The organism is Janthinobacterium lyxosi (genome assembly GCF_051380665.1).
Classification (GTDB): domain Bacteria; phylum Pseudomonadota; class Gammaproteobacteria; order Burkholderiales; family Burkholderiaceae_D; genus Janthinobacterium.
This window is the reverse complement of record NZ_JBNYXM010000003.1, coordinates 21,080-39,804: the sequence shown is the minus strand read 5'-3', so window position 1 is coordinate 39,804 and position 18,725 is coordinate 21,080. Positions and strand designations below refer to the sequence as shown.

General features: G+C 64.8%; 16 protein-coding genes. 10 read left to right on the top strand and 6 right to left on the bottom strand.

Annotated features, from left to right (window positions below; genetic code table 11):
• Window positions 1-3 precede the first annotated feature (3 nt).
• The 8 genes from ACQ4WP_RS03540 to ACQ4WP_RS03505 all read left to right on the top strand — a co-directional run bounded on the left by ACQ4WP_RS03540 (window position 4) and on the right by ACQ4WP_RS03505 (window position 7,841).
• Window positions 4-2,388 (top strand): MMPL family transporter, encoded by a 2,385-nt coding sequence (locus tag ACQ4WP_RS03540; RefSeq protein WP_436518898.1) that lies wholly within the window; start codon window positions 4-6, stop codon window positions 2,386-2,388.
• The gene (locus ACQ4WP_RS03535; protein WP_436518708.1) at window positions 2,388-2,942 is read left to right on the top strand and encodes a DUF3261 domain-containing protein; all 555 of its coding nucleotides are present in this window, start codon (window positions 2,388-2,390) and stop codon (window positions 2,940-2,942) included. The genes ACQ4WP_RS03540 and ACQ4WP_RS03535 overlap by 1 nt, the downstream gene beginning before the upstream one ends.
• On the top strand, window positions 2,943-4,133 hold the full coding sequence (locus ACQ4WP_RS03530) for a beta-ketoacyl-ACP synthase (RefSeq protein WP_436518707.1): 1,191 nt from the start codon (window positions 2,943-2,945) through the stop codon (window positions 4,131-4,133).
• On the top strand, window positions 4,130-4,603 hold the full coding sequence (locus ACQ4WP_RS03525; RefSeq protein WP_436518706.1) for a hotdog family protein: 474 nt from the start codon (window positions 4,130-4,132) through the stop codon (window positions 4,601-4,603). The genes ACQ4WP_RS03530 and ACQ4WP_RS03525 overlap by 4 nt, the downstream gene beginning before the upstream one ends.
• Window positions 4,596-5,321 (top strand): 3-oxoacyl-ACP reductase FabG, encoded by a 726-nt coding sequence (gene fabG / locus ACQ4WP_RS03520; RefSeq protein ID WP_436503391.1) that lies wholly within the window; start codon window positions 4,596-4,598, stop codon window positions 5,319-5,321. The genes ACQ4WP_RS03525 and fabG overlap by 8 nt, the downstream gene beginning before the upstream one ends.
• Window positions 5,318-6,550: a beta-ketoacyl-ACP synthase gene (locus ACQ4WP_RS03515; protein WP_436518705.1), complete on the top strand. Its 1,233-nt coding sequence runs from the start codon at window positions 5,318-5,320 to the stop codon at window positions 6,548-6,550. The genes fabG and ACQ4WP_RS03515 overlap by 4 nt, the downstream gene beginning before the upstream one ends.
• A 73-nt stretch (window positions 6,551-6,623) precedes the next feature.
• On the top strand, window positions 6,624-7,073 hold the full coding sequence (locus ACQ4WP_RS03510) for an excinuclease ATPase subunit (protein ID WP_436518704.1): 450 nt from the start codon (window positions 6,624-6,626) through the stop codon (window positions 7,071-7,073).
• 144 nt (window positions 7,074-7,217) lie between these two features.
• A complete protein-coding gene (locus ACQ4WP_RS03505) occupies window positions 7,218-7,841 on the top strand; it encodes a 4'-phosphopantetheinyl transferase family protein (protein WP_436518703.1) in 624 nt (207 codons plus the stop codon).
• On the opposite strand, the gene ACQ4WP_RS03500 is transcribed toward ACQ4WP_RS03505, so the two are convergent.
• Genes ACQ4WP_RS03500 through ACQ4WP_RS03490 form a run of 3 tightly spaced genes read right to left on the bottom strand, consistent with a single transcriptional unit; the run spans window position 7,838 to window position 9,489 of the window.
• The gene (locus tag ACQ4WP_RS03500; protein WP_436518702.1) at window positions 7,838-8,623 is read right to left on the bottom strand and encodes a DUF2145 domain-containing protein; all 786 of its coding nucleotides are present in this window, start codon (window positions 8,621-8,623) and stop codon (window positions 7,838-7,840) included. The two genes, ACQ4WP_RS03505 and ACQ4WP_RS03500, sit on opposite strands and share 4 nt — an antisense overlap.
• Before the next feature lie 4 nt (window positions 8,624-8,627).
• Window positions 8,628-9,038: a hypothetical protein gene (locus ACQ4WP_RS03495; protein ID WP_436518701.1), complete on the bottom strand. Its 411-nt coding sequence runs from the start codon at window positions 9,036-9,038 to the stop codon at window positions 8,628-8,630.
• A gap of 28 nt (window positions 9,039-9,066) precedes the next feature.
• The gene (locus ACQ4WP_RS03490; RefSeq protein ID WP_436518700.1) at window positions 9,067-9,489 is read right to left on the bottom strand and encodes a hypothetical protein; all 423 of its coding nucleotides are present in this window, start codon (window positions 9,487-9,489) and stop codon (window positions 9,067-9,069) included.
• A 160-nt stretch (window positions 9,490-9,649) separates the two neighbouring features.
• Between ACQ4WP_RS03490 and ACQ4WP_RS03485 the strand changes: the two genes are divergently transcribed.
• On the top strand, window positions 9,650-10,393 hold the full coding sequence (locus ACQ4WP_RS03485) for a helix-turn-helix domain-containing protein (RefSeq protein ID WP_436518699.1): 744 nt from the start codon (window positions 9,650-9,652) through the stop codon (window positions 10,391-10,393).
• Between the two features lie 24 nt (window positions 10,394-10,417).
• On the opposite strand, the gene ACQ4WP_RS03480 is transcribed toward ACQ4WP_RS03485, so the two are convergent.
• The gene (locus ACQ4WP_RS03480) at window positions 10,418-11,872 is read right to left on the bottom strand and encodes a DUF3999 family protein (protein WP_436518698.1); all 1,455 of its coding nucleotides are present in this window, start codon (window positions 11,870-11,872) and stop codon (window positions 10,418-10,420) included.
• A complete protein-coding gene (locus tag ACQ4WP_RS03475) occupies window positions 11,869-15,036 on the bottom strand; it encodes a DUF2339 domain-containing protein (RefSeq protein ID WP_436518697.1) in 3,168 nt (1,055 codons plus the stop codon). The genes ACQ4WP_RS03480 and ACQ4WP_RS03475 overlap by 4 nt, the downstream gene beginning before the upstream one ends.
• Before the next feature lie 254 nt (window positions 15,037-15,290).
• On the opposite strand from ACQ4WP_RS03475, the gene ACQ4WP_RS03470 reads away from it, so the two are divergent.
• The gene (locus ACQ4WP_RS03470) at window positions 15,291-17,177 is read left to right on the top strand and encodes an MFS transporter (protein WP_436518696.1); all 1,887 of its coding nucleotides are present in this window, start codon (window positions 15,291-15,293) and stop codon (window positions 17,175-17,177) included.
• Between the two features lie 3 nt (window positions 17,178-17,180).
• Here ACQ4WP_RS03470 and ACQ4WP_RS03465 read toward each other — a convergent pair whose 3' ends face one another.
• Complete coding sequence (locus tag ACQ4WP_RS03465) at window positions 17,181-18,722, bottom strand: hybrid sensor histidine kinase/response regulator (protein ID WP_436518695.1); 1,542 nt, start codon at window positions 18,720-18,722, stop codon at window positions 17,181-17,183.
• Window positions 18,723-18,725: the final 3 nt, after the last annotated feature.

Here is an 18,725-nt window from a genome sequence, read left to right as displayed (position 1 = left end):
TCCCTGACAAAGCGCGGCCGCAACGCCGGGCGCCTGCTTGCCATCGCCTGGGCGCTGGTGGTGGCGCTGCTGCTGGCGCATAACGCCTATCTGTGGCTGGGCAAGCGCATCGCGCCTGAAACCGACATTCTCGCCTTGCTGCCGGTGCAGGAGCGCGATCCGGTGCTGCAGGCGTCATTTACGCACATGGTCGACGCGGCGCAGCAGCGCGTGGTGGTGCTGGTCGGCGCGCCCGACTGGACCGAGGCCAAAAAAGCGGCCGATGCCTACGGCGCCGTGCTGGCGCGCCATGCGGGCCTGTTCCAGTCCACGCCGCTCGACGAGCAGACGCAGAACGACTGGCTGGCGCTGTTCCAGCAGCATCGATTGACCTTGCTGACGGCGCCGCAGGAAACGCAGCTGCGCCAGGAAGCGCCCGCGTTCTGGCGCGACTCTGCGCTCAGTCAGCTCTACAGTCCTTTCGGCGGGCCGAAACTGGGCGCCTGGCAGGACGATCCGTTCGGCCTGTTCGGCGGCTGGGTGCAGGAACGCGCACAGGAAACGCCCGTGCGTCCGCGCGACGGCCATTTGTTCGTCGCCGACGGCGAGCGCCAGTATGTGCTGCTGCCGATGACCCTGAGCCTGCCCGCCTTTTCGCTGGGCGCGCAGGAAAGCGTGCTGCCCGTGCTGGCGCAAGCCGAGGCGGCGGCGCGGCAGGCTGTGCCCGGCGTGGAAATCATCAGCGCCGGCGTGATCCTGCATGCGGCGGCCGCCAGCAGCCAGGCGGCGGGCGAAATGTCGACCATCGGCCTGGGATCCCTGGCCGGCATCATCCTGCTGACGTGGTTCACCTTCCGCTCGTTCAAACCAATCTCGCTGATCCTGCTGTCGATCGGCATCGGCTGCCTGGGTTCCCTGTCCGTGTGCTGGCTGCTGTTTGGCAAAATACACCTGATGACCTTGGTCTTTGGCGCCAGCCTGATCGGCGTGGCGCAGGACTACGGCATTTATTTTCTCTGCAACCGCCTGGGCGCCGATCCGGCGCTCGATTCGCGCACCTTGCTGCGCCGCCTGCTGCCGGGCCTGTGCCTGACCCTGCTGGCCGCCGTCATCGGCTACATGGGCCTGGCGCTGACGCCATTCCCCGGCTTGCGCCACATGGCCGTGTTTTCCGCCCTGGGTCTGGTGTTTGCCTGGCTGACGGTGGTGTGCTGGTTCCCCGCGCTGATTGGCGGTGGCACCTTGAAGAGCGGCGCGCTGGTCAGGCAGTATGGCGCGGCGCGCGCGCGCTGGCCCCTGTTGCGGGCCAACCGCGCCACCTTGATCTGTGGCGTGCTGTTTGCGCTGTTTGCGCTCGTCGGCATCAGCCGCCTGGGTGTCAACGACGATATCCGCTTGCTGCAAACGCCGCCCGCGCATCTGATACGCGACCAGATCAAATTGAGCAAATTGCTCGATGGGCCCACGCCGGTGCAGTTTTACCTGGTGCGCGGCGATAGCGCGGAAGCCGTGCTGCAGCGCGAGGAAGTGTTGAAACAGCGCCTGCTGCCGCTGATCGCGCAAAAGCACATCAGCGGCTATCAGGCCATGTCGAACTGGGTGCCGTCGCTGCAGACGCAGGCGGCGCGCCGCGCGCTGCTCGACACGGCCATCCTGCAACCGGGCGCCGCGCTCGACCTGCTGGCGCAGTCGGTCGATGAAGGTCCCGAGTGGGTTGGCAAGGTGCGCGCGCAACTGGCGCAGGCGGGCGCGCCGCTGTCCATCGACGCTTTCCTGCAGGTGCCGGCCAGCGAGCCATGGCGCCATCTGTGGCTGGGCAAGGTGGAAGGCGGCTATGCCTCCATCGTCGCCTTGCGCGGCATGCAGTACGCGGCCATCCCGCTGCTGGCGCAGGCGGGCGAGGGCGTGCCCGGCGTGCAGTGGGTCGATAAGGTGAGTGAAATCTCCTCGGTGCTGGGGCGCTACCGCGTCTATATGGGCGCCGTGGTGCTGGGCGCCTACCTGGTGGTTTTCGGCTTGCTGCTGCCCCGTTACCGGCGTCGTACCTGGCGCGTGCTGGCACCCACGGCGCTGGCCAGCGTGACGGCCCTGGCCTTGCTGGGCTACCTGGGCATGCCGCTGCAGCTGTTCCACGTGTTGGCGCTGATGCTGCTGCTGGGCGTCGGCGTCGATTACGGCATCTTCATGCAGGAGCATCCGGACCGCCGCAATAACACGCCGTGGCTGGCCGTGGGCCTGTCGGCGGCGAATACCATTCTGTCTTTCGGCTTGCTGGCCCTGAGCAAGACGGCGGCATTGCAGGCGTTTGGCCTGACCATGCTGATCGGCACGGCGCTGGTGTGGCTGCTGTCGCCATGCTTTGCCGAAGCCGACCATCGTAGCGCGGCCGATGCCGCAGGAGAAGTCTGATGTTTTTGCATTCTCAACGATGGGCGCCAGCATTACTGCTGGCACTTGCCGGCTGCGCCAGCACGCCGCCTTCGGCGCCCGCGCGCCTGGGGCTGAAGCTGGCGCCGCAGGCGCTGGGCGCCACGGTCAGCGTGCAGCAGCACCTGGTCGTCGAACGGGCGGGGCGCATCGACGAACTCGATGCGGCGCTGGAAGTGGAGCCGTCGCATCTCGATCTGGTGGGACTGGCGTTCGGCCAGCGCGTGCTGTCGCTGCATTACGACGGCAAGGACATGACCTCGTGGCGCCACCTGATGCTGCCGGCGCAGGTGCGCGCCGAGGACGTGCTGGAAGACATGCAGCTGACCCTGTGGCCGCGCGAGGCGATCGCACAAGCCCTGCCGGCTGGCTGGCGCATCGAAGACAGCGGCTTGCGCCGCACCCTGTTCCTGCATGACGAGGCGGTGACGGTGATCGACTACAGCGGCATGCCGCGCTGGAGCGGCACGGTGGTGCTCGACAACCTGCGCTACCGCTATCGCCTGACGATACAGAACGCCCCGGAAGGAAGCTGAATGAATGGCTTGACTGTGTATCTGAATGACTGCGGCATCATCTGCGCGCTGGGCGCCAGCCGTGCAGAAGTGCGCGCGCGCCTGTTCGCAGCGCACAGCGGCGTGGTGCCCGTCGATACCTACACACCGGGGCGCATGCTGCCGCTGGGCGTGGTCGATGCGCCCTTGCCATCGGTGGCGCAGCACGGCATCGCCGCGCGCAGCCGAAATAACCGGATGGCGCTGGCGGCGCTGGCGCAGATCCGCCCTGCCGTGGAGCAGGCCATCTCCCGCTACGGCGCGGACCGCGTGGCCGTGGTGATCGGCACCAGCACTTCGGGCATTGCCGAGACGGAAGGCGCGATCGGCCAGCATGTGGCCGGAGATGGCTTGCCGGATGCCTTCCACTACGGGCAGCAGGAGATGGCGTCGCCGGCCCTGATGCTGGCCGATGAACTGGGCATCGACGGCCCGGCCCTCGTGCATTCGAGCGCCTGTTCGTCGAGCGCCAAGGCGATGGCCAGCGCGGCGCGCCTGATCCGCATGGGCCTGTGCGACGCCGTGCTGACGGGCGGCGTCGATACCCTGTGCGGCTTTACCGTGGCCGGTTTTTCCGCGTTGGCGTCTGTCAGTGCGCGGCGCTGCAATCCGTTGGGCGCGAGCCGCGACGGCATCAATATCGGCGAGGGCGCGGCCCTGTTCCTGATGACGGCGCAACCGGCCACTGTCGCCTTGCGCGGCTGGGGCGAATCATCCGATGGCTACCACATGTCGGCGCCCGACCCCGACGGCGGCGGCGCGCGGCTGGCCATCGCCCAGGCACTGGCGCGCGCGGGCATCACGGCATCGCAAGTCGACTATGTGAACCTGCATGGCACGGCCACGCCGCAAAACGATGCGATGGAAGCGCGCGTGGTGTGCGACCTGTTCGGCGTCACGGCGATGAGCAGTTCCACCAAGCCGTTGACAGGCCACGCGCTGGGCGCGGCAGCGGCCATCGAGGCCGCGCTGTGCTGGCTGGCGATGCAGGACGATAACGCCGAGGGCCTGCTGCCGCCGCACCTGTGGGATGGTGTGCCAGATGCGTCCCTGCCGCCGCTGCGCCTGGCCTTGCCCGGCGCGCGGCTGGGGCGTCCGCTCGACTGGGCGCTGAGCAATTCGTTCGCCTTCGGCGGCTCGAACGCCGCCCTGCTGTTCGGGAGGGGAGCATGAGTTTTCCAACTATCCGCGAGCTGGTGCCCCATTCCGGCGCCATGGTACTGCTCGACCGGGTGTTGTCGGCCGATGCGGAAAACCTGTGCGCCGAAGTGGCCATCCATGCCGGCAGCGTGTTTTATGACGCGACGTCGGCCGGCGTGGGTAGCTGGGTCGGCATCGAATACATGGCGCAGGCGATTGCCGCGCATGCGGGCTACCTGTCGCACCAGGCCGGCTCGCCCGTGAAGATCGGTTTTTTGCTGGGCGCGCGGCGCTACGAAGCGCAAGTGCCTCTGTTTGTGGACGGCAGCATGCTGCAAGTGCATGTGCAGCAGGCCTTGCAGGGCGAGAATGGACTGGGCGCGTTCGAGTGCCGTATCGAGATGGCGGGCGCCGTGCTGGCGCAGGCGACGATTACGGTATTCCAGCCCGAGGATGCAAAGCAATTTCTGCAGGAGAGTATGAATGGAGCGCAGCATGAGTAAAAGTGTATTGGTGACGGGGTCGTCGCGCGGCATCGGCAAGGCCATCGCCTTGCGCCTGGCGCGCGACGGTTTTGACGTGGTGCTGCATTGCCGCAGCGCGCGCGGCGAAGCCGACGCGGTGGCGCAGCAGGTGCAGGCGCTGGGACGCGCGGCACGCGTGCTGCAATTCGATATCGGCGACCGTGCCGCAGCAGCCGCCGCGCTGGAAGCGGACATCGCCGAACATGGCTGCTATTACGGCGTCGTGTGCAACGCTGGCGTGGCGCGCGACAATGCGTTTCCCGCCATGTCGGGCGAGGACTGGGACATCGTCCTGCAGACCAATCTCGATGGTTTCTACAATGTGCTGAACCCGCTGGTGATGCCGATGGTACAGCGCCGCAAACCGGGGCGCATCGTCACCATGGCCTCCGTCTCGGGCCTGATCGGCAACCGGGGGCAAGTCAATTACAGCGCGGCCAAGGCCGGCATCATCGGCGCCACCAAGGCGCTGGCGCTGGAACTGGCCAAGCGCGCCATCACCGTGAACTGCGTGGCGCCGGGCCTGATCGAGACGGACATGATCAGCGAGGTGCCGCTCGACGAAGCGCTGAAGATGATTCCCGCGCGCAGAGTCGGCACGCCGGAAGAGGTGGCAGCCGCCGTGAGTTTCCTCGTTGGCGAGGAAGCGGGCTACATCACGCGCCAGGTCATTTCCGTGAATGGAGGCATGGCATGAGCCGCCGGGTAGTCGTGACCGGCATGGCCGGCATCAGCCCGATCGGCAATGACTGGCCGGCCATCCGCCAGCGCCTGGGCGAGTACCGCAACGCCGTCGTGCGCATGAACGAATGGGCCGATTACGAAGGCCTGAATACGCAGCTGGGCGCACCGGCCGCGCCGTTCGCGCTGACGGACCGCTACAACCGCAAGGCCGTGCGCAGCATGGGACGCATCGCGCTGATGGCCACGCGCGCCAGCGAACTGGCGTTGGAACACGCTGGCCTGTCCGGGCATCCACTGCTCAAGAGCGGCGACATGGGCATCTCCTTCGGCTCGTCGGCCGGCACGCCCAGCGCCATCGGCGACTTTGGCCGCATGATGGAAGAGCGCACCACCAAGGGCATCAACGCCACCACCTACATCAAGATGATGGCGCATACGGCGCCCGTCAACATTGGCGTGTTCTTTGGCGTCACGGGAAGAGTCATAACCACCTCGAGCGCCTGCACCTCGGGCAGCCAGGGCATCGGCTATGCCTACGAGGCGATCGCCGGCGGCAAGCAGCTGGCGATGATCGCCGGAGGCGCCGAGGAGCTGTGCGCTACCGAAGCGGCCGTCTTCGACACCCTGTTTGCCACCAGCACGCGCAACGACGAAGGCCATACGACGCCGCGTCCTTTCGACGCCAGCCGCGATGGCCTGGTGATCGGCGAGGGCGCCGGTTGCCTGATACTCGAAGAATTCGAGCATGCGCAGGCGCGCGGCGCCGCCATTCATGCGGAACTGGTGGGCTTCGGCACGAACAGCGATGGCTGCCACGTGACCCAGCCGAACGCCGTCACCATGCGCCAGGCGATGCTGCTGGCGCTGGCCGACGCCGGCTTGCAGCCGTCCGATATCGGCTACATCAATGCGCACGGCACCGGCACGCAGCAGGGCGATATCGCCGAGTCGCAAGCCACGTTTGAAGTGTTTGGCGACCGTACCCCTATCAGTTCGCTGAAAAGCTACATGGGCCACACCCTGGGTGCCTGCGGCGCGCTGGAAGCGTGGATCAGTATCGAGATGATGCGCGAAGGCTGGTTTGCGCCCACCATCAATCTGCAGCAGATCGACTCGCAATGCGCACCGCTCGATTACATCGCCGGCGAAGGCAGGGCGATCGAATGCGAGTACGTGATGTCGAACAATTTTGCCTTTGGCGGCATCAACACGTCGCTGATTTTCAAGCGTTACCGGCCGTGAAGCCCGCTTGTGCTGGCGCAAACGGCGGAGGCGCTTCTTTTTGTACCATCCCTATCTTATCGAGGAAAACAGCATGAAAAAAATGATGATCCTGGCGGCAATGAGTGCAACGCTGACAGTTGTCTTGCCGGCACAGGCAGGCGATACCAAACACATGATGTCGATCGCTAATGCGATGTCCGCCAACGATGCCCAGGCCCGCCTTGGCGATAGCGTGCAGTTCTTCTTTGGCGACCAGCCGACACCGCCGATTGCCACGCGCATCAGCAGCGACAAGACCAGCCAGAAGACCAATGGCGTCGGCAAGTCGGCGGAAACGTCATGCAACTGGGCTTTCCTGTCGGCCATGCTGGCGCTGCAAAAGCGCGCGCAGTCGGTGGGCGCCGATGCGGTCGTCAATATCGTCAGCAACTACAAGAATGTCGAACATTCCAGCGCCACGGAATTTGAGTGCCATGAAGGCACGATGATGACGGGCGTGGCCTTGAAGGGCGAGTTCGTGAAGTTGAAAGCAGGTAAGTAAGCAGCAGGGCAGACCGGCGGCGCGCAAGCGCCAGCAAGGCGGTCATCAAACTGGCAGCGACGGGAAACCGCACTGCCAGTTTTTTTGCCAGGCCGTCGCCGGCGATTTATGGCAGACTGCGCCTTTATCTATCGATTCGCTTTCATGTCCTCAGCCCTGCCCAGCACCGGCGCCAGCATCTGGCTGCTCGATTCCCGCAGCATTGACCTCGCGCGGTTGACTCAGTATGAAACGTGGCTCGGGCCAGCGGAAGCGGCCCGCTACGCGCGCTTTGTGCGGCCGTTACGACGGCGCCAGTTCCTGCTGGGGCGCGCCTTGCTGCGCGCAGCCATGGGGGAAATGCTGGAAGTGGCGCCGGAATCCATCGAGCTGGAAGAGCGCTCCGGCCAGGCGCCGCTGCTGCTGTCGCCCGTCGAGGGTGCGCATTTCAGCATTTCGCACAGCGGCCACTGGGTCGCCTGCGCGCTGAGCGATACTACGCGGCTGGGGCTCGATATTGAGCTGCGCGACCCGCGGCGCGACGTGCTGGCGCTGGCGCGCCAGGCGTTTGGCGCTGCTGTGCTCGCCGAGCTGCAAGGCTTGCCTGAGGATGCGCGGCTGGCGCAGTTCTACCAGCGCTGGAGCGAAGCGGAGGCGCGCTACAAGCTGGGCATGGATGCCGCCGTTTGTGTGACGATCGCGCATGCCGAGCTGGCCATCGTCCTGTGCAGCGCGGCGCCGCTGGCGCAGGCGCCGGCATTGGTCTTGTCCGGGCTGGCTACGGACTAATTTCCTCGCACGACGATTTCCTGCGCCTTCGGTTCGCGCTGGCGCATGAAGCGCACGATGGAGTCGACGGTGACGACGTCGATCTGGCGCGTCATGCGGCGCTCGAACGGGTGATCGTCAAAAGCGATATTGGCACGGAACATGCGTGCGCCCAGGCGCGTGGCGGCGGGTATGCTGAGCGTTTGCGGCGCATAGCTGGCGCTGCGCAGCCAGCCTTGCGCTTCGGCGCGCGTTTCGATCTTGCCAGGCTCGTTGCTGGCGGCGGCCAGGGTTTCCAGAACCCACTGGTTCGAGTTCTGGTACTTGGTGGAGAACGGGTAGGCCAGCATATTGTAGTGCGCCTCATGCAGGCGCTTGGGCGTGCTCGACGTCAGCAGGCGCACCAGTTGCTGCTGCGTATCCTGGCCGGGAATCAGGATCAGGGTTTCATACATGAACACATCATCCATGAAGAAATTGCCCAAGCCTTCGTTGTACAGCGACGATTGCGACGTGCCGCATTCATTGAGTTCATGCACCACCAGCCAGCGCCCTTTCGGGTGGTCGCGCCAGGCCAGCGCCATGTGCGAATAGCGCAAATTGTACTTCGACAGGTCCTGGCCGGCGCGCGCCACCAGCGCCACTTGCGCGCCCGAGGTATCGAGCGCCTGCAAGGTCTTTTGCGCCAGGTCCATCGATTTGACGAGCGTGGTGGCATCCGTTTGCTTTTCCTCGCACGAGCGCCCCGCATGGGCGGCACCGGCCAGGGCCAGGCTGATGATAATGGCAGTCAGGCGTTTCATGGGTTCACGCTTTCGAATGGTGGAGGATGGCATTGCCGGCCGCGTTCGGCACATAGGCGATGGCCTTGCCCGACAGCACCAGCATGTGGCCCGTCGAGACGGCGACGACGTTGACGACAGTGCCGGCCGCCAGCGACAGGCCTTGCGCGGCTTTCTGGCTCAGCTTGACGGAAGCCGTGGCGGCGGGGGACGCGCCTTTGGCCGCGCTTTTGAGCACGAGGACGCTGCCGTCGGCCACATCTTCCACCTTGTCGATGACGATTTCACCGGCGGCGGCCAGTACCGACATGGAGCCGACCAGCACGATGGCCGAGGCCATGCTGGCGTTGTCGGAAGCGTTGGTGGTATCGGAGTTGGCGGCCTGGGCCGTCAGGCTGGCGGCGCACAACAGGGTAATGGCGAATATGTGTTTCATGGAGATCCTGTTCTTCCTGATGGGTGCATTACACTTTGGAGTGGTGCAGCAGCGCCTTGCCCAGTTCGTTCGGGATGAAGGCGATGGCCTTGCCGGACATGACCAGCATGTGGCCGGTGGACAGCGCCACCACATTGACCACCGTGCCGGCGGCCAGCGACAGGCCCTTGGCCGCTTGCGCGCTCATCTGGATGGATGCGCCGCCCGCTTCGGATGCGCCTTTCAAGACGATGACGATGCCTTCGCCCACCGTTTCCACGCTGGCGACGACCACCTGGCCGGACGCAACCAGCATCGACATGGAACCTGCGACGACGACGGCGGAACCCTGGCTGAGGTTTTGCGAGCCTTTCGACAGGTTCTCCGAGGCAGCGGCGTGGACCAGGCCGGGAGCGGCCACGGAGAGCGTCAACAGCGACAGGGACAGGCAGAGGGGCTGCAGGCGTTTCATGTGTTTCTCCTTCAAGTGTGCCAAGTGGCAACGCCATCATTGTAGACTGTGGGCAATTGGTCAATGAAAACGCTACTCGTAGCGGGCAGGCATACCGCAGGTAGCGTATTGCGCTACTTTTTTGCCGCCAGTACCGATGCTATTTTTATAAAGGAAGTGCATGCCGCAAACCCACGCCTTGATCGAAGCCTTGAAACGCCTGTTGAAAGCGCGCGCCGTCACGTATGCCGAACTGGCCCAGCGCATCGGCGTGTCCGAAGCCAGCGTCAAGCGGATGTTTTCGCAGAAGCAATTTACCCTGCAGCGGCTGGACCAGATCCTGGTGGCCATCGGCAGCGATTTCCAGCAGCTGGCGCTGGCCGTGCAGGCGGCGCATGCCGCACCCACCCTGATCACGGGGCTGACGTATGCGCAGGAAAAGGAAATCATTGAAGACACCCGGCTGTTCGTGGTGGCCGTGTCCGCCCTGAACCTGTTGCCGCTGGAACAGATCGTCGCCATTTACGATATCAGCGAAGCGCAAGCCGTGAAGTACCTGCTGCGCCTCGACAAGATCGGTTTTCTGGAACTGCTGCCGAATAACCGGGTCAAACTGCTGGTGGCGCGCACGTTTGCGTGGATACCGAACGGTCCCATCCACACGTATTTCAAAAAGGAAGCCTATGGTGACTATTTGAATTCGCAGTTCGATGGCGAGACGGAATTGTTGCGCCTGGTGAACGTGATGTTGTCGAAAAAATCCACGGCAGCCTTGCTGGAGCGCTTGAAGCAAGTGGCGGTGGAGTTTTCGCAGCAGCACCAGGAAGACGCGCGCTTGCCTGGTGTCGAGCGCCTGGCCATCAGCTTCATGCTGGCGGCGCGGCCGTGGATGCCGCAGACGTTCAAGGCGCTGCTAAGGCAGTGAGGCAGCGATATCGTGGCCAAGCGGCTAATGTTCCTGCTTGTCAGTACTGCCTTGTTCCTCTTTCATCTGCGATAGCAAACGCCAGGCGAAAAAGCCCAGCATGGCCACGCCCAGCAGAAGCGCGCCCCACAGCGCTGCCAGGCGCAAGCCTGCGCCGTCCGGCGTCTTCTCGACAGGGGCCTCGCTGGTCAGTGCCACAACCTTGGCTGCCGTGGCAACAGGCAACGCCAGCAATTCCTCCTGCGTGAAACCGGGCGCGACCTGCACCAGCGGCAGCGCTGCCGGCGTCGCGCCATTCCTGCCGAAGACCAGTTGATACGGCCCCTTGCCGCTGGCTAGGAACACCAGGTTGGCCGGCGTCCACCCCAGGCGCAATATGGAGTCGAGGTGCGGGTTCGTGCCGCTGTGGTATTGCGGCCGCAGCACCCATTGCGCCGTTTGCACGACAGGCATGGCCAGGTCGCCGGAGACGCGTTCCTTGCCATCCATGCTGATGCGGTAGAAGGTCGTGTTGAGCAGTGGTTCGAACTCGGCGGCCTGCGTCGCGCGCGCTTGCGGGCCCAGGTGCAGGCGCTGGCGCGGCGCCGCGCTTGCCGGGTGATACACGCCCAGGGTGACTGGCATGGACGTGTTGCCCTCAGACAGCTGCAAGCCGATGCTGTCGGCGGGAATGGCGATCGGCGTGGCATACAGGCGCTCATCGACGCTCTTGCCCGCCGTCCCTTTCAACGCGATGGTGGCGCGTGGCGCGGCGACGGCGGTGACACTGACCTGCTGCGCGGTGATGCCGGCGAAAGTGATGGGTTCGCCATATTGCCAGCTCAGCCGAGCATAGCGGAAGGCACGCGGCGCAAATTCGATGCGGTCGTTGGCCAGGGTTTGCGTGTCGCTGTTGCGCAGCCAGTTCAGGCTGGTAGTGGCGATCGCATCCCATTGTTTCAGGTCGTCGCTCACTTCCAGCAGCACTTGCGCATTGTAGTTGTCGGTTCCTGGCGGCAAGGTAAAACGCAGGGAGCCGATGCGGCTATCCTTGGCGGGCGGGCCCGCATCGAGGATCAGCCCTTGCAAGCCCGGCGCCGCATCGGGCGTACTGCCGCCAAGTGCCGTGACCGATAACAGGCGGCCGTCATTGCCGGTGCGGATATCCACGTTGTCCAGTTCGTAGTAGCCGATGTGTCTGCCGGTGACGGGAAAGATGCGCATGGTAAGCGTGTCACGCTGCGTGCGCGATTGCGCGGGCGGGGCCGTCAGGGCGAAGGCCAGCGGTTTGCCAGTACGGTCGAACAGGCGCACGTCGGCCAGGCTGGCCGAGCGCGCATGCAGGTACACGTCGGTGGGGATGCTTATGCGGCTCAGGCCGGCGCCAGGTTGCGGCGTCAGCGCGATGCTCCAGCGATAGTCCTGCGGCCTGTCCTGGGACGGCGCGGCCAGCGCTGCGCCTGCCATCAACACGATGCCGAACATGAGTGTGGTTTTCATGCTGCTCCCGTTTGCGGTTCGGCTGGCGCTGGCGCGGCAGCCTTGGGGAAGGGCGCCAGGTAGCCGATCAAGACCATCAGCAAGCCGACACCGACAAAAGAGACGATACGTTCGATGCCGCCCACGTTCGACAAATCGATCAGGAACAGTTTCAAGACAACCAGCCCCAGCAGCACGGCGCCCATGCTCCATTGCTGGCGGCGCTGGTGGCGGGCCGCGTGGCGCATCAGCAGCAGGGCCGTGATGCTCCAGACCAACGACAGCATCGCTTGCACGAACTGCGAGGCCAGCATGGCGTCGAAGGTATACGGCACCCCGACATAATGCGAGACCGTGCGCAGCAGCATCAGGTTGAACCAGCCATACAGGAAGCACGCGGCCACGACAGGCAAGCGCGCCTGCCACACGGCGGGCAGGGGCAAGTGGCCTGCTGGCAGCAAGCGGTAGCTGGCAATGGCCAGCAAGATGGCAAAGCCCGTGCTCAAGTCCAGCGGATTGAGCAACGGCAAGTAGGGCAGTGGCGCCATGGCGCCATCGTCGAAAATGTTCCACGCGGCAAGCAGCAGCAGCGACCATAGCGCGCCCAGCGGTATCAGGGTGCGCTGGTACCACGCGGCAATCGGCGCCACCGGCCAGGCCCCTGTTCTGCAGCGGCGGATCAGCCAGGCCAGCGCCAGCATCATGCTCCAGGCCGGCAAGTAGCGGGCCCAGGCGGGGCTGACGCTGCCTTCATGGCCAGCCAGCCAGGCGTTGACATGCATGGCGCCCACTGGCCACAGCATCAGCCATGGCGCGGCCGTGCGCAGCGTATGCAAGAAACGCAGCGCCCGCACGTCGAGTTGCCAGCCCGCTTGCGGCCAGGCTCGCAGCAAGTATTCGCCGGCCGCCAGGGCACAGGCCAGGGCCAGCCAGCTCAAGCCCGTCGGCAGGTAATCGCGCACATACAGCGCCAGCAGCAGGTTGGCGCTCCACAAGCCCAGGCCGAGCCAGGCGGCCACGCTGAACCAGCGCAGTTGCGGCCAGCCCAGGCGCCGCGCCAGGAGGGCGAACACGGGTGTCGTGACGCACACGGCAATCAGGTACAGCGCCAGCCAGTGCACGCCCGCGTGCGCTTGCATGGATAGGTCGCCGTCGATCAGGCGCAGCAGCCAGCTGGCGAGCGGCACGAGGATGGCGGCAAACCACAGCAGGCCGCTCCAGACCAGCAGCGGGCGCGCTACCAGGGCCAGCAGCTCGTCGCCGCCGCGCGCGCGCAACGCAAGGAAGCGGGCGCTGGCAAAGGCGGCGGCGCCCAGCAGCAGGGCGCTGAGGAAGGAGCCGCCGAACAGGCTGACCGGGTGCTGGTCCCAGGCCCAGCTGGCGCGGCTCAACAATATCATGCCGGCCAGCACCTGCACGGCCAGCAGCAGGGCGCGCGGCGCATGCCATTGTTCGCGCCGCGCCAGCGCCGCCAGCAGGGCGGCCACGCCCAGGGCGCTGACGGTCAGCAGGTTGAGTTGCGTGGCGGCATCCGTGCGCAGCAGGATTTCGCTCCAGATGCCGCCCAGCAGCCAGGCCGTGGCGGCGGTCAGGAATAGCACGGACAGGCTGCTCAAGAATTCCGGGTACAAGTGGCTGCCGTGGCGGCGGAAATTGAAGGCCATCACCAGCGCGGCAGCGGCCAGCAGCGCGCAGCCGAGCCAGATGTTGGCGTGCAGGGCTGCTGCCGTATCGAGTTCCTGCATGGCACCAAGGAAGGCAAGCCAGGCGGCTCCCTGCACCAGCAAGCCGAAGGCCCAGGCCAGCGTCTGGCGCTGGCGCAAGCCGACCCAGACGATGCCGGCACCTTCCAGCGCCCAGGCGGCGGACGTCCAGCGGCCATCGAGGGCGAACGGGATGGCCAGCGTGCCGAAGACGATGCCCAGCGCCAGGAAGGCTTCGGCCAGCAGGCGGAAGCTGTTCCTGCGCCACAGCGCCACGGCCAGTCCTGTGTAGCACAGGCCGGCAACCAGCGCGGAAAACGCCAGGCCGAAGTGAAAGTGCCGGACCAGGCCGTATTGCAAGCCCATGGCCGCCAGCGGCGTGCCGAAGACGAGGGTGCCATCCACGTAATGCTTGAGGCGCGGCGCCTGGCGCGCGCAGTAGGCAATCGCGATGCCGATATAGAACAGCACGAACAGGATCAAAAACAGCTGCGTCGACAGGTAGTGCTCGGGCGTGTAGCGCAGCAGGCCCCAGATGGTGGCGACGACGAAGGTGAAGCCAAAGCTCAGCACATTCAAGACGCGCCAGGCGCGTTTCAGGGCGATGGCGAAGACGCCCGCATTGAGCAGCGCGTAATAGCTGAACAGGCCAATATGGTTGCCGCTGCCCGTCGACACGAGCAAGGGCACGGCAAAGCCGCCGACGATGCCGAAGACAGCCAGCCAGACGGCGTTTTGCAGCACGGCCAGCAAACACGTGAACGCCGTCAGCACGAACAGTACGGCAAACGCCAGGCCGGCCGGGATCAGTTCATACAGGCGGAAGGCGCCAAACGTCACCAGCATCAATATCGCCAGCGCCGTGCCCTGCAGTGGCAAGCTGATGCCGGGACGTTTGATTCGGATGCGCCAGGCCCAGGCCAGCAGGGCAATATCGGCCAGCACGATGCCGGCCAGGCGCAGCTCGATGGGCACCGTGACCTGGGCCGACACGTACTTGAGCAGGAAGCTGACGCCGAGGAACAGGATCAGCAAGCCCAGCTTGGCGACCAGGTTGCCGGTAAATAACCAGTTCTTCGCCTTGGCAACGAGGCCATCCGGGTGCGCGATCCAGGAGGGGGTGTTGGGGGCGGCAGGTGCAGTCCTGGCTGGGAGAGGTGGTGCCGATGGCGCGACTTTTGCCAGTTCGACCGGCTCGATCACTGCCGCTTGCGGCACCGGAGCGGCTGGCGGCACCGGCAGCGGTGCAGGCGCGGAAATACGAACAGACGCCGGCACAGGTACTGGCGCTGCACTCTCCACGGCGGGCGCGGCAGCCGGCGCTTCGCCCTGGCCTTCCAGCGCGCGCAGACGCTGCTGGATGCCGTCGACTTCCTTGCGCAGGCGCGCCGTCAGCAACTCCAGATCCGCTACTTTCCTGCGGTGCTGCAGCACCAGCACGAAGGCGGTGACCAGCAAGGCCAGGATGGTCAATGATGTCATTCCAGACATGGGAGCAGCTTTCCGGGAGGGGCGGGCAGGGGTGCCAGCAGTATGCGCACATTACCTTATTATTAAGAAACAAGCGATTTCTGTTGTGTCAGGGCAAGTGTCAGGAAGCGCGTGCGGCGGCAAGGCGAGCATGACGTGGCATGCTGTTTTCCGTATTGACGCCAAGCAAGATGACGACATTCAGATTGTCGTGCGCAAGATAGTGCTGTATTTTAGCAATTCCTTAATTGCCAGTTCCCCATGCCATGAGTCAAAGCAGCCAGTTTTCCTTATTGTCGCAGCGCCGTTTCGGGCCTTTCTTCTGGACCCAGTTCTTTGGCGCCTTCAACGACAATCTGTTCAAGACGGCCCTGATGGTGATCCTCGCCTACGATGCGCTCAGCTGGACCACGCTCGACCCGTCCACCATCACCAACCTGATCCCGGGCCTGTTCATCCTGCCCTACGTGGTGTTTTCGGCCACGGCCGGCCAACTGGCCGACAAGTTCGAAAAGGCGGGCCTGGCCCGTTTCGTCAAATGGATGGAACTGGCCATCATGGCCATGGCCGCCGCCGGCTGGATGACGCATACCTTGTGGCTGCTGGTGGCGGCCGTGGTGGGCATGGGCGTGCATTCGACCCTGTTTGGCCCCGTCAAGTATGCGTATCTGCCGCAGCAGCTGAAGCCTGAAGAATTGGTTGGCGGCAATGGCCTGATCGAGATGGGCACCTTTGTCGGCATTTTATTGGGCGAAATCCTGGGCGCGGTCTTGATCGTGCACAAGCCGCTGGGCGTGGAATTGGTGGCCGGCGCGACGATTGCCGTGGCCATTTTCGGTCTGGTCGCCAGCTACCGCGTGCCGCGCACGCCCGCGCCCGAGCCGGACTTGAAGGTGAGTTTGAACTTTGTCGCCGAATCGTTCCGCAACCTGAATTTCTCGCGCAAGAACCGTCCCGTCTTCCTGGCCATGCTGGGCAATTCCTGGTTCTGGTTTTACGGCGCCCTGATCCTGGCCCAGTTCCCCGTGTATTCGAAGGATTTTCTGCATGGCGACCACAGCGTGTTCGTGCTGCTGCTGACGGTGTTTTCGGTCGGCATCGGCACCGGTTCGCTGCTGTGCGAACGCCTGTCCGGCCACAAGATCGAGATCGGCCTGGTGCCGTTCGGCTCCATCGGCCTGTCGCTGTTCGGCATCGACCTGTATTTCGCCAGCAATGCCTATGCAAATACGCAAGTGGTCGACGCGCTGGCGTTTGTCAGCCAGGCGGGCGTGCCGCGCATCTTGCTCGACATCGTCATGATCGGCGTATTCGGCGGCTTCTTCATCGTACCCCTGTTCGCCCTGATCCAGACGCGCTGCGACCCGAAACACATTTCGCGCACGATTGCCGGCATGAATATCCTGAATGCGCTGTTCATGGTGGCGGCGGCCGGCGTAGCCATCGTGCTGCTGGACCAAGGCTTTACCATACCCCAACTGTTCCTCGTCACGGCCATTTTGAATGCGCTGGTGGCGGCCTACATCTTCTCGCTGGTGCCGGAATTTCTCATGCGCTTCCTGGCGTGGATACTCATCCAGACCGTGCACAGGGTGAAAGTGGTCGATGGCGAACGCATCCCCACGGAAGGCGCGGCGGTGCTGGTGTGCAATCACGTCAGCTATGTGGACGCCATCGTCATCATGGCGGCCAGCCCGCGTCCTATCCGTTTCGTCATGGATCACCGCATCTTCAAGATGCCGCTGATGGGCTGGATTTTCCGCACGGCCAAGGCGATTCCCATCGCGCCGGCCAAGGAAGATCCTTTCCTGATGGAAAAGGCCTTCATCGATATCGCGCAAGCGCTGCACCAGGGCGAACTGGTGTGCATCTTCCCTGAAGGCAAGCTGACCCGTACGGGCCAGATCAGCGAGTTCAAGGGCGGCATCGCCAAGATTATCGAACGCAGCAAGGTGCCCGTGATTCCGCTGGCCCTGCGCGGCTTGTGGGGCCATCTGTTGAGTCACCGCAATGGCCATCTGTTTGAGCGCGCCTTCAAGGCCGGCTTGCGCTCGCGTTTGTCGCTGGCCGTGGGCATGCCCGTGGCGCCCGAGGCCGCTACGCCGGAATTGCTGCAGCAAAAGGTGCAGGAATTGCGCGGCAAGTGGAAATAAGCGTCATTGCGCTCGCGTAACGGCTCCCGCCCATTGCTCCAGGTGCACGCGGAGCAGGGCGGCGATGGCGGCGAAATCCACCGGTTTCCTCAGGTGATGCTCGAAACCGGCTTGCTCCGTGCGTGAGCGCGCCTCGCCCTGGCCCCAGCCCGTCAGGGCGATCATCAGCACCTCGCGTCCCTGCGCACGCAGGCGTATCTGGCGTGCCGCAGCATAGCCATCCATGTCCGGCATACCCAGGTCCATCACGACCAGTTGTGGCCATGCCATATCAACGGCCGCCAGCGCCTGTTTGCCGCCATACGCGACGCTGGCGGCATAGCCCTCCAGCTGGAACAGGCTTTGCAAGGAATCGGCCGCGTCGCGGTTGTCGTCCACCACCAGCACTTGCACCGGCTGGTGTGCGCTGGCGGGCGAATCGCTGCCGGCAGTGGCCGGCGTGGCGGCCGGGATGTCGCTGGCGCTGGCCGGCAGCGTGACGATGAAGCGGCTGCCACGGCCGGGGCCGTCGCAGTAGGCGTCGATGCCGCCACCGTGCATTTCGGCAAATTGGCGCGCCAGGCTGAGGCCGATGCCCAGGCCGCTGGTCATCTGGCCCGCCACCGTGCGTCCCTGTTCGAACATGGAAAAGATGCGCGCGATGGCGTCCGGCTCGATGCCGATGCCATTGTCTTCGACCGCCACCTGCAGCTGGCCCTGCGCCCGGCGTGCCGTAATGTGGATGTGGCCGCCGTCCGGCGTGAACTTCACGGCATTCGAGACGATATTGGCAAAGATCTGCACCATCCTGGCATAGTCGGCGTACAGCATCACGGCATGCGGCGGCCTATCCAGGGCGATGCGGATGTGCCGCTTGCTGGCCGCAGGCTGGCACAACTCGGTGACATGGTCGAGCACTTGTCGTAACTCAAACTCCTTGCGTTGCAGCAACACCTTGCCGCTGGTAATACGCGCCACGTCGAGCAAGTCATCCACCAGCCGCGTCAGGTGCATCACCTGGCGCTCGATTACGTCGCTCACCTTGCCGACCTGCTCGGATGCCGGGAACAGGTGTTTGAGCAGGGCCACGGACGACTTGATGGGCGCCAGCGGATTGCGCAGTTCATGTCCGAGGCTGGCAATGAATTCGTCCTTGCGCCGCTGCGTTTCGCACACCTGGTACTGGCGCTGGCGCGCGCGCAGCATGGCGTGGGCCGAAGTGAGTAAGGTCAATATGTGCACGGGGCGTTCCAGCAGGGTCAGATTGCCCAGGGCGGCAATGGCTTGCCGCAAGGGCAGGGAATCGCGCCCCGCGTGCGTCAGCAGGATGATGGGCAAGTCGGACCAGTCCGGCTGCTGCCGGGCGTAAGCGTCAAGCACGGAGTAGACGCCTGCTTGCAGCGCTTCGTCCACCGTCAGGACGCCGCCGGCGCCCAGCGCCAGCTGCTCGGCCAGTTCGCCGGGAGAGCGGCAGGCGTGGCTGGCGATGGCGCTGCTTGCGAATACCGTGCCGGCCAGGGCGGCATCCTGGCCGGCAGGCGCGTAGATCAGGATGCGCTGCTCCATGGC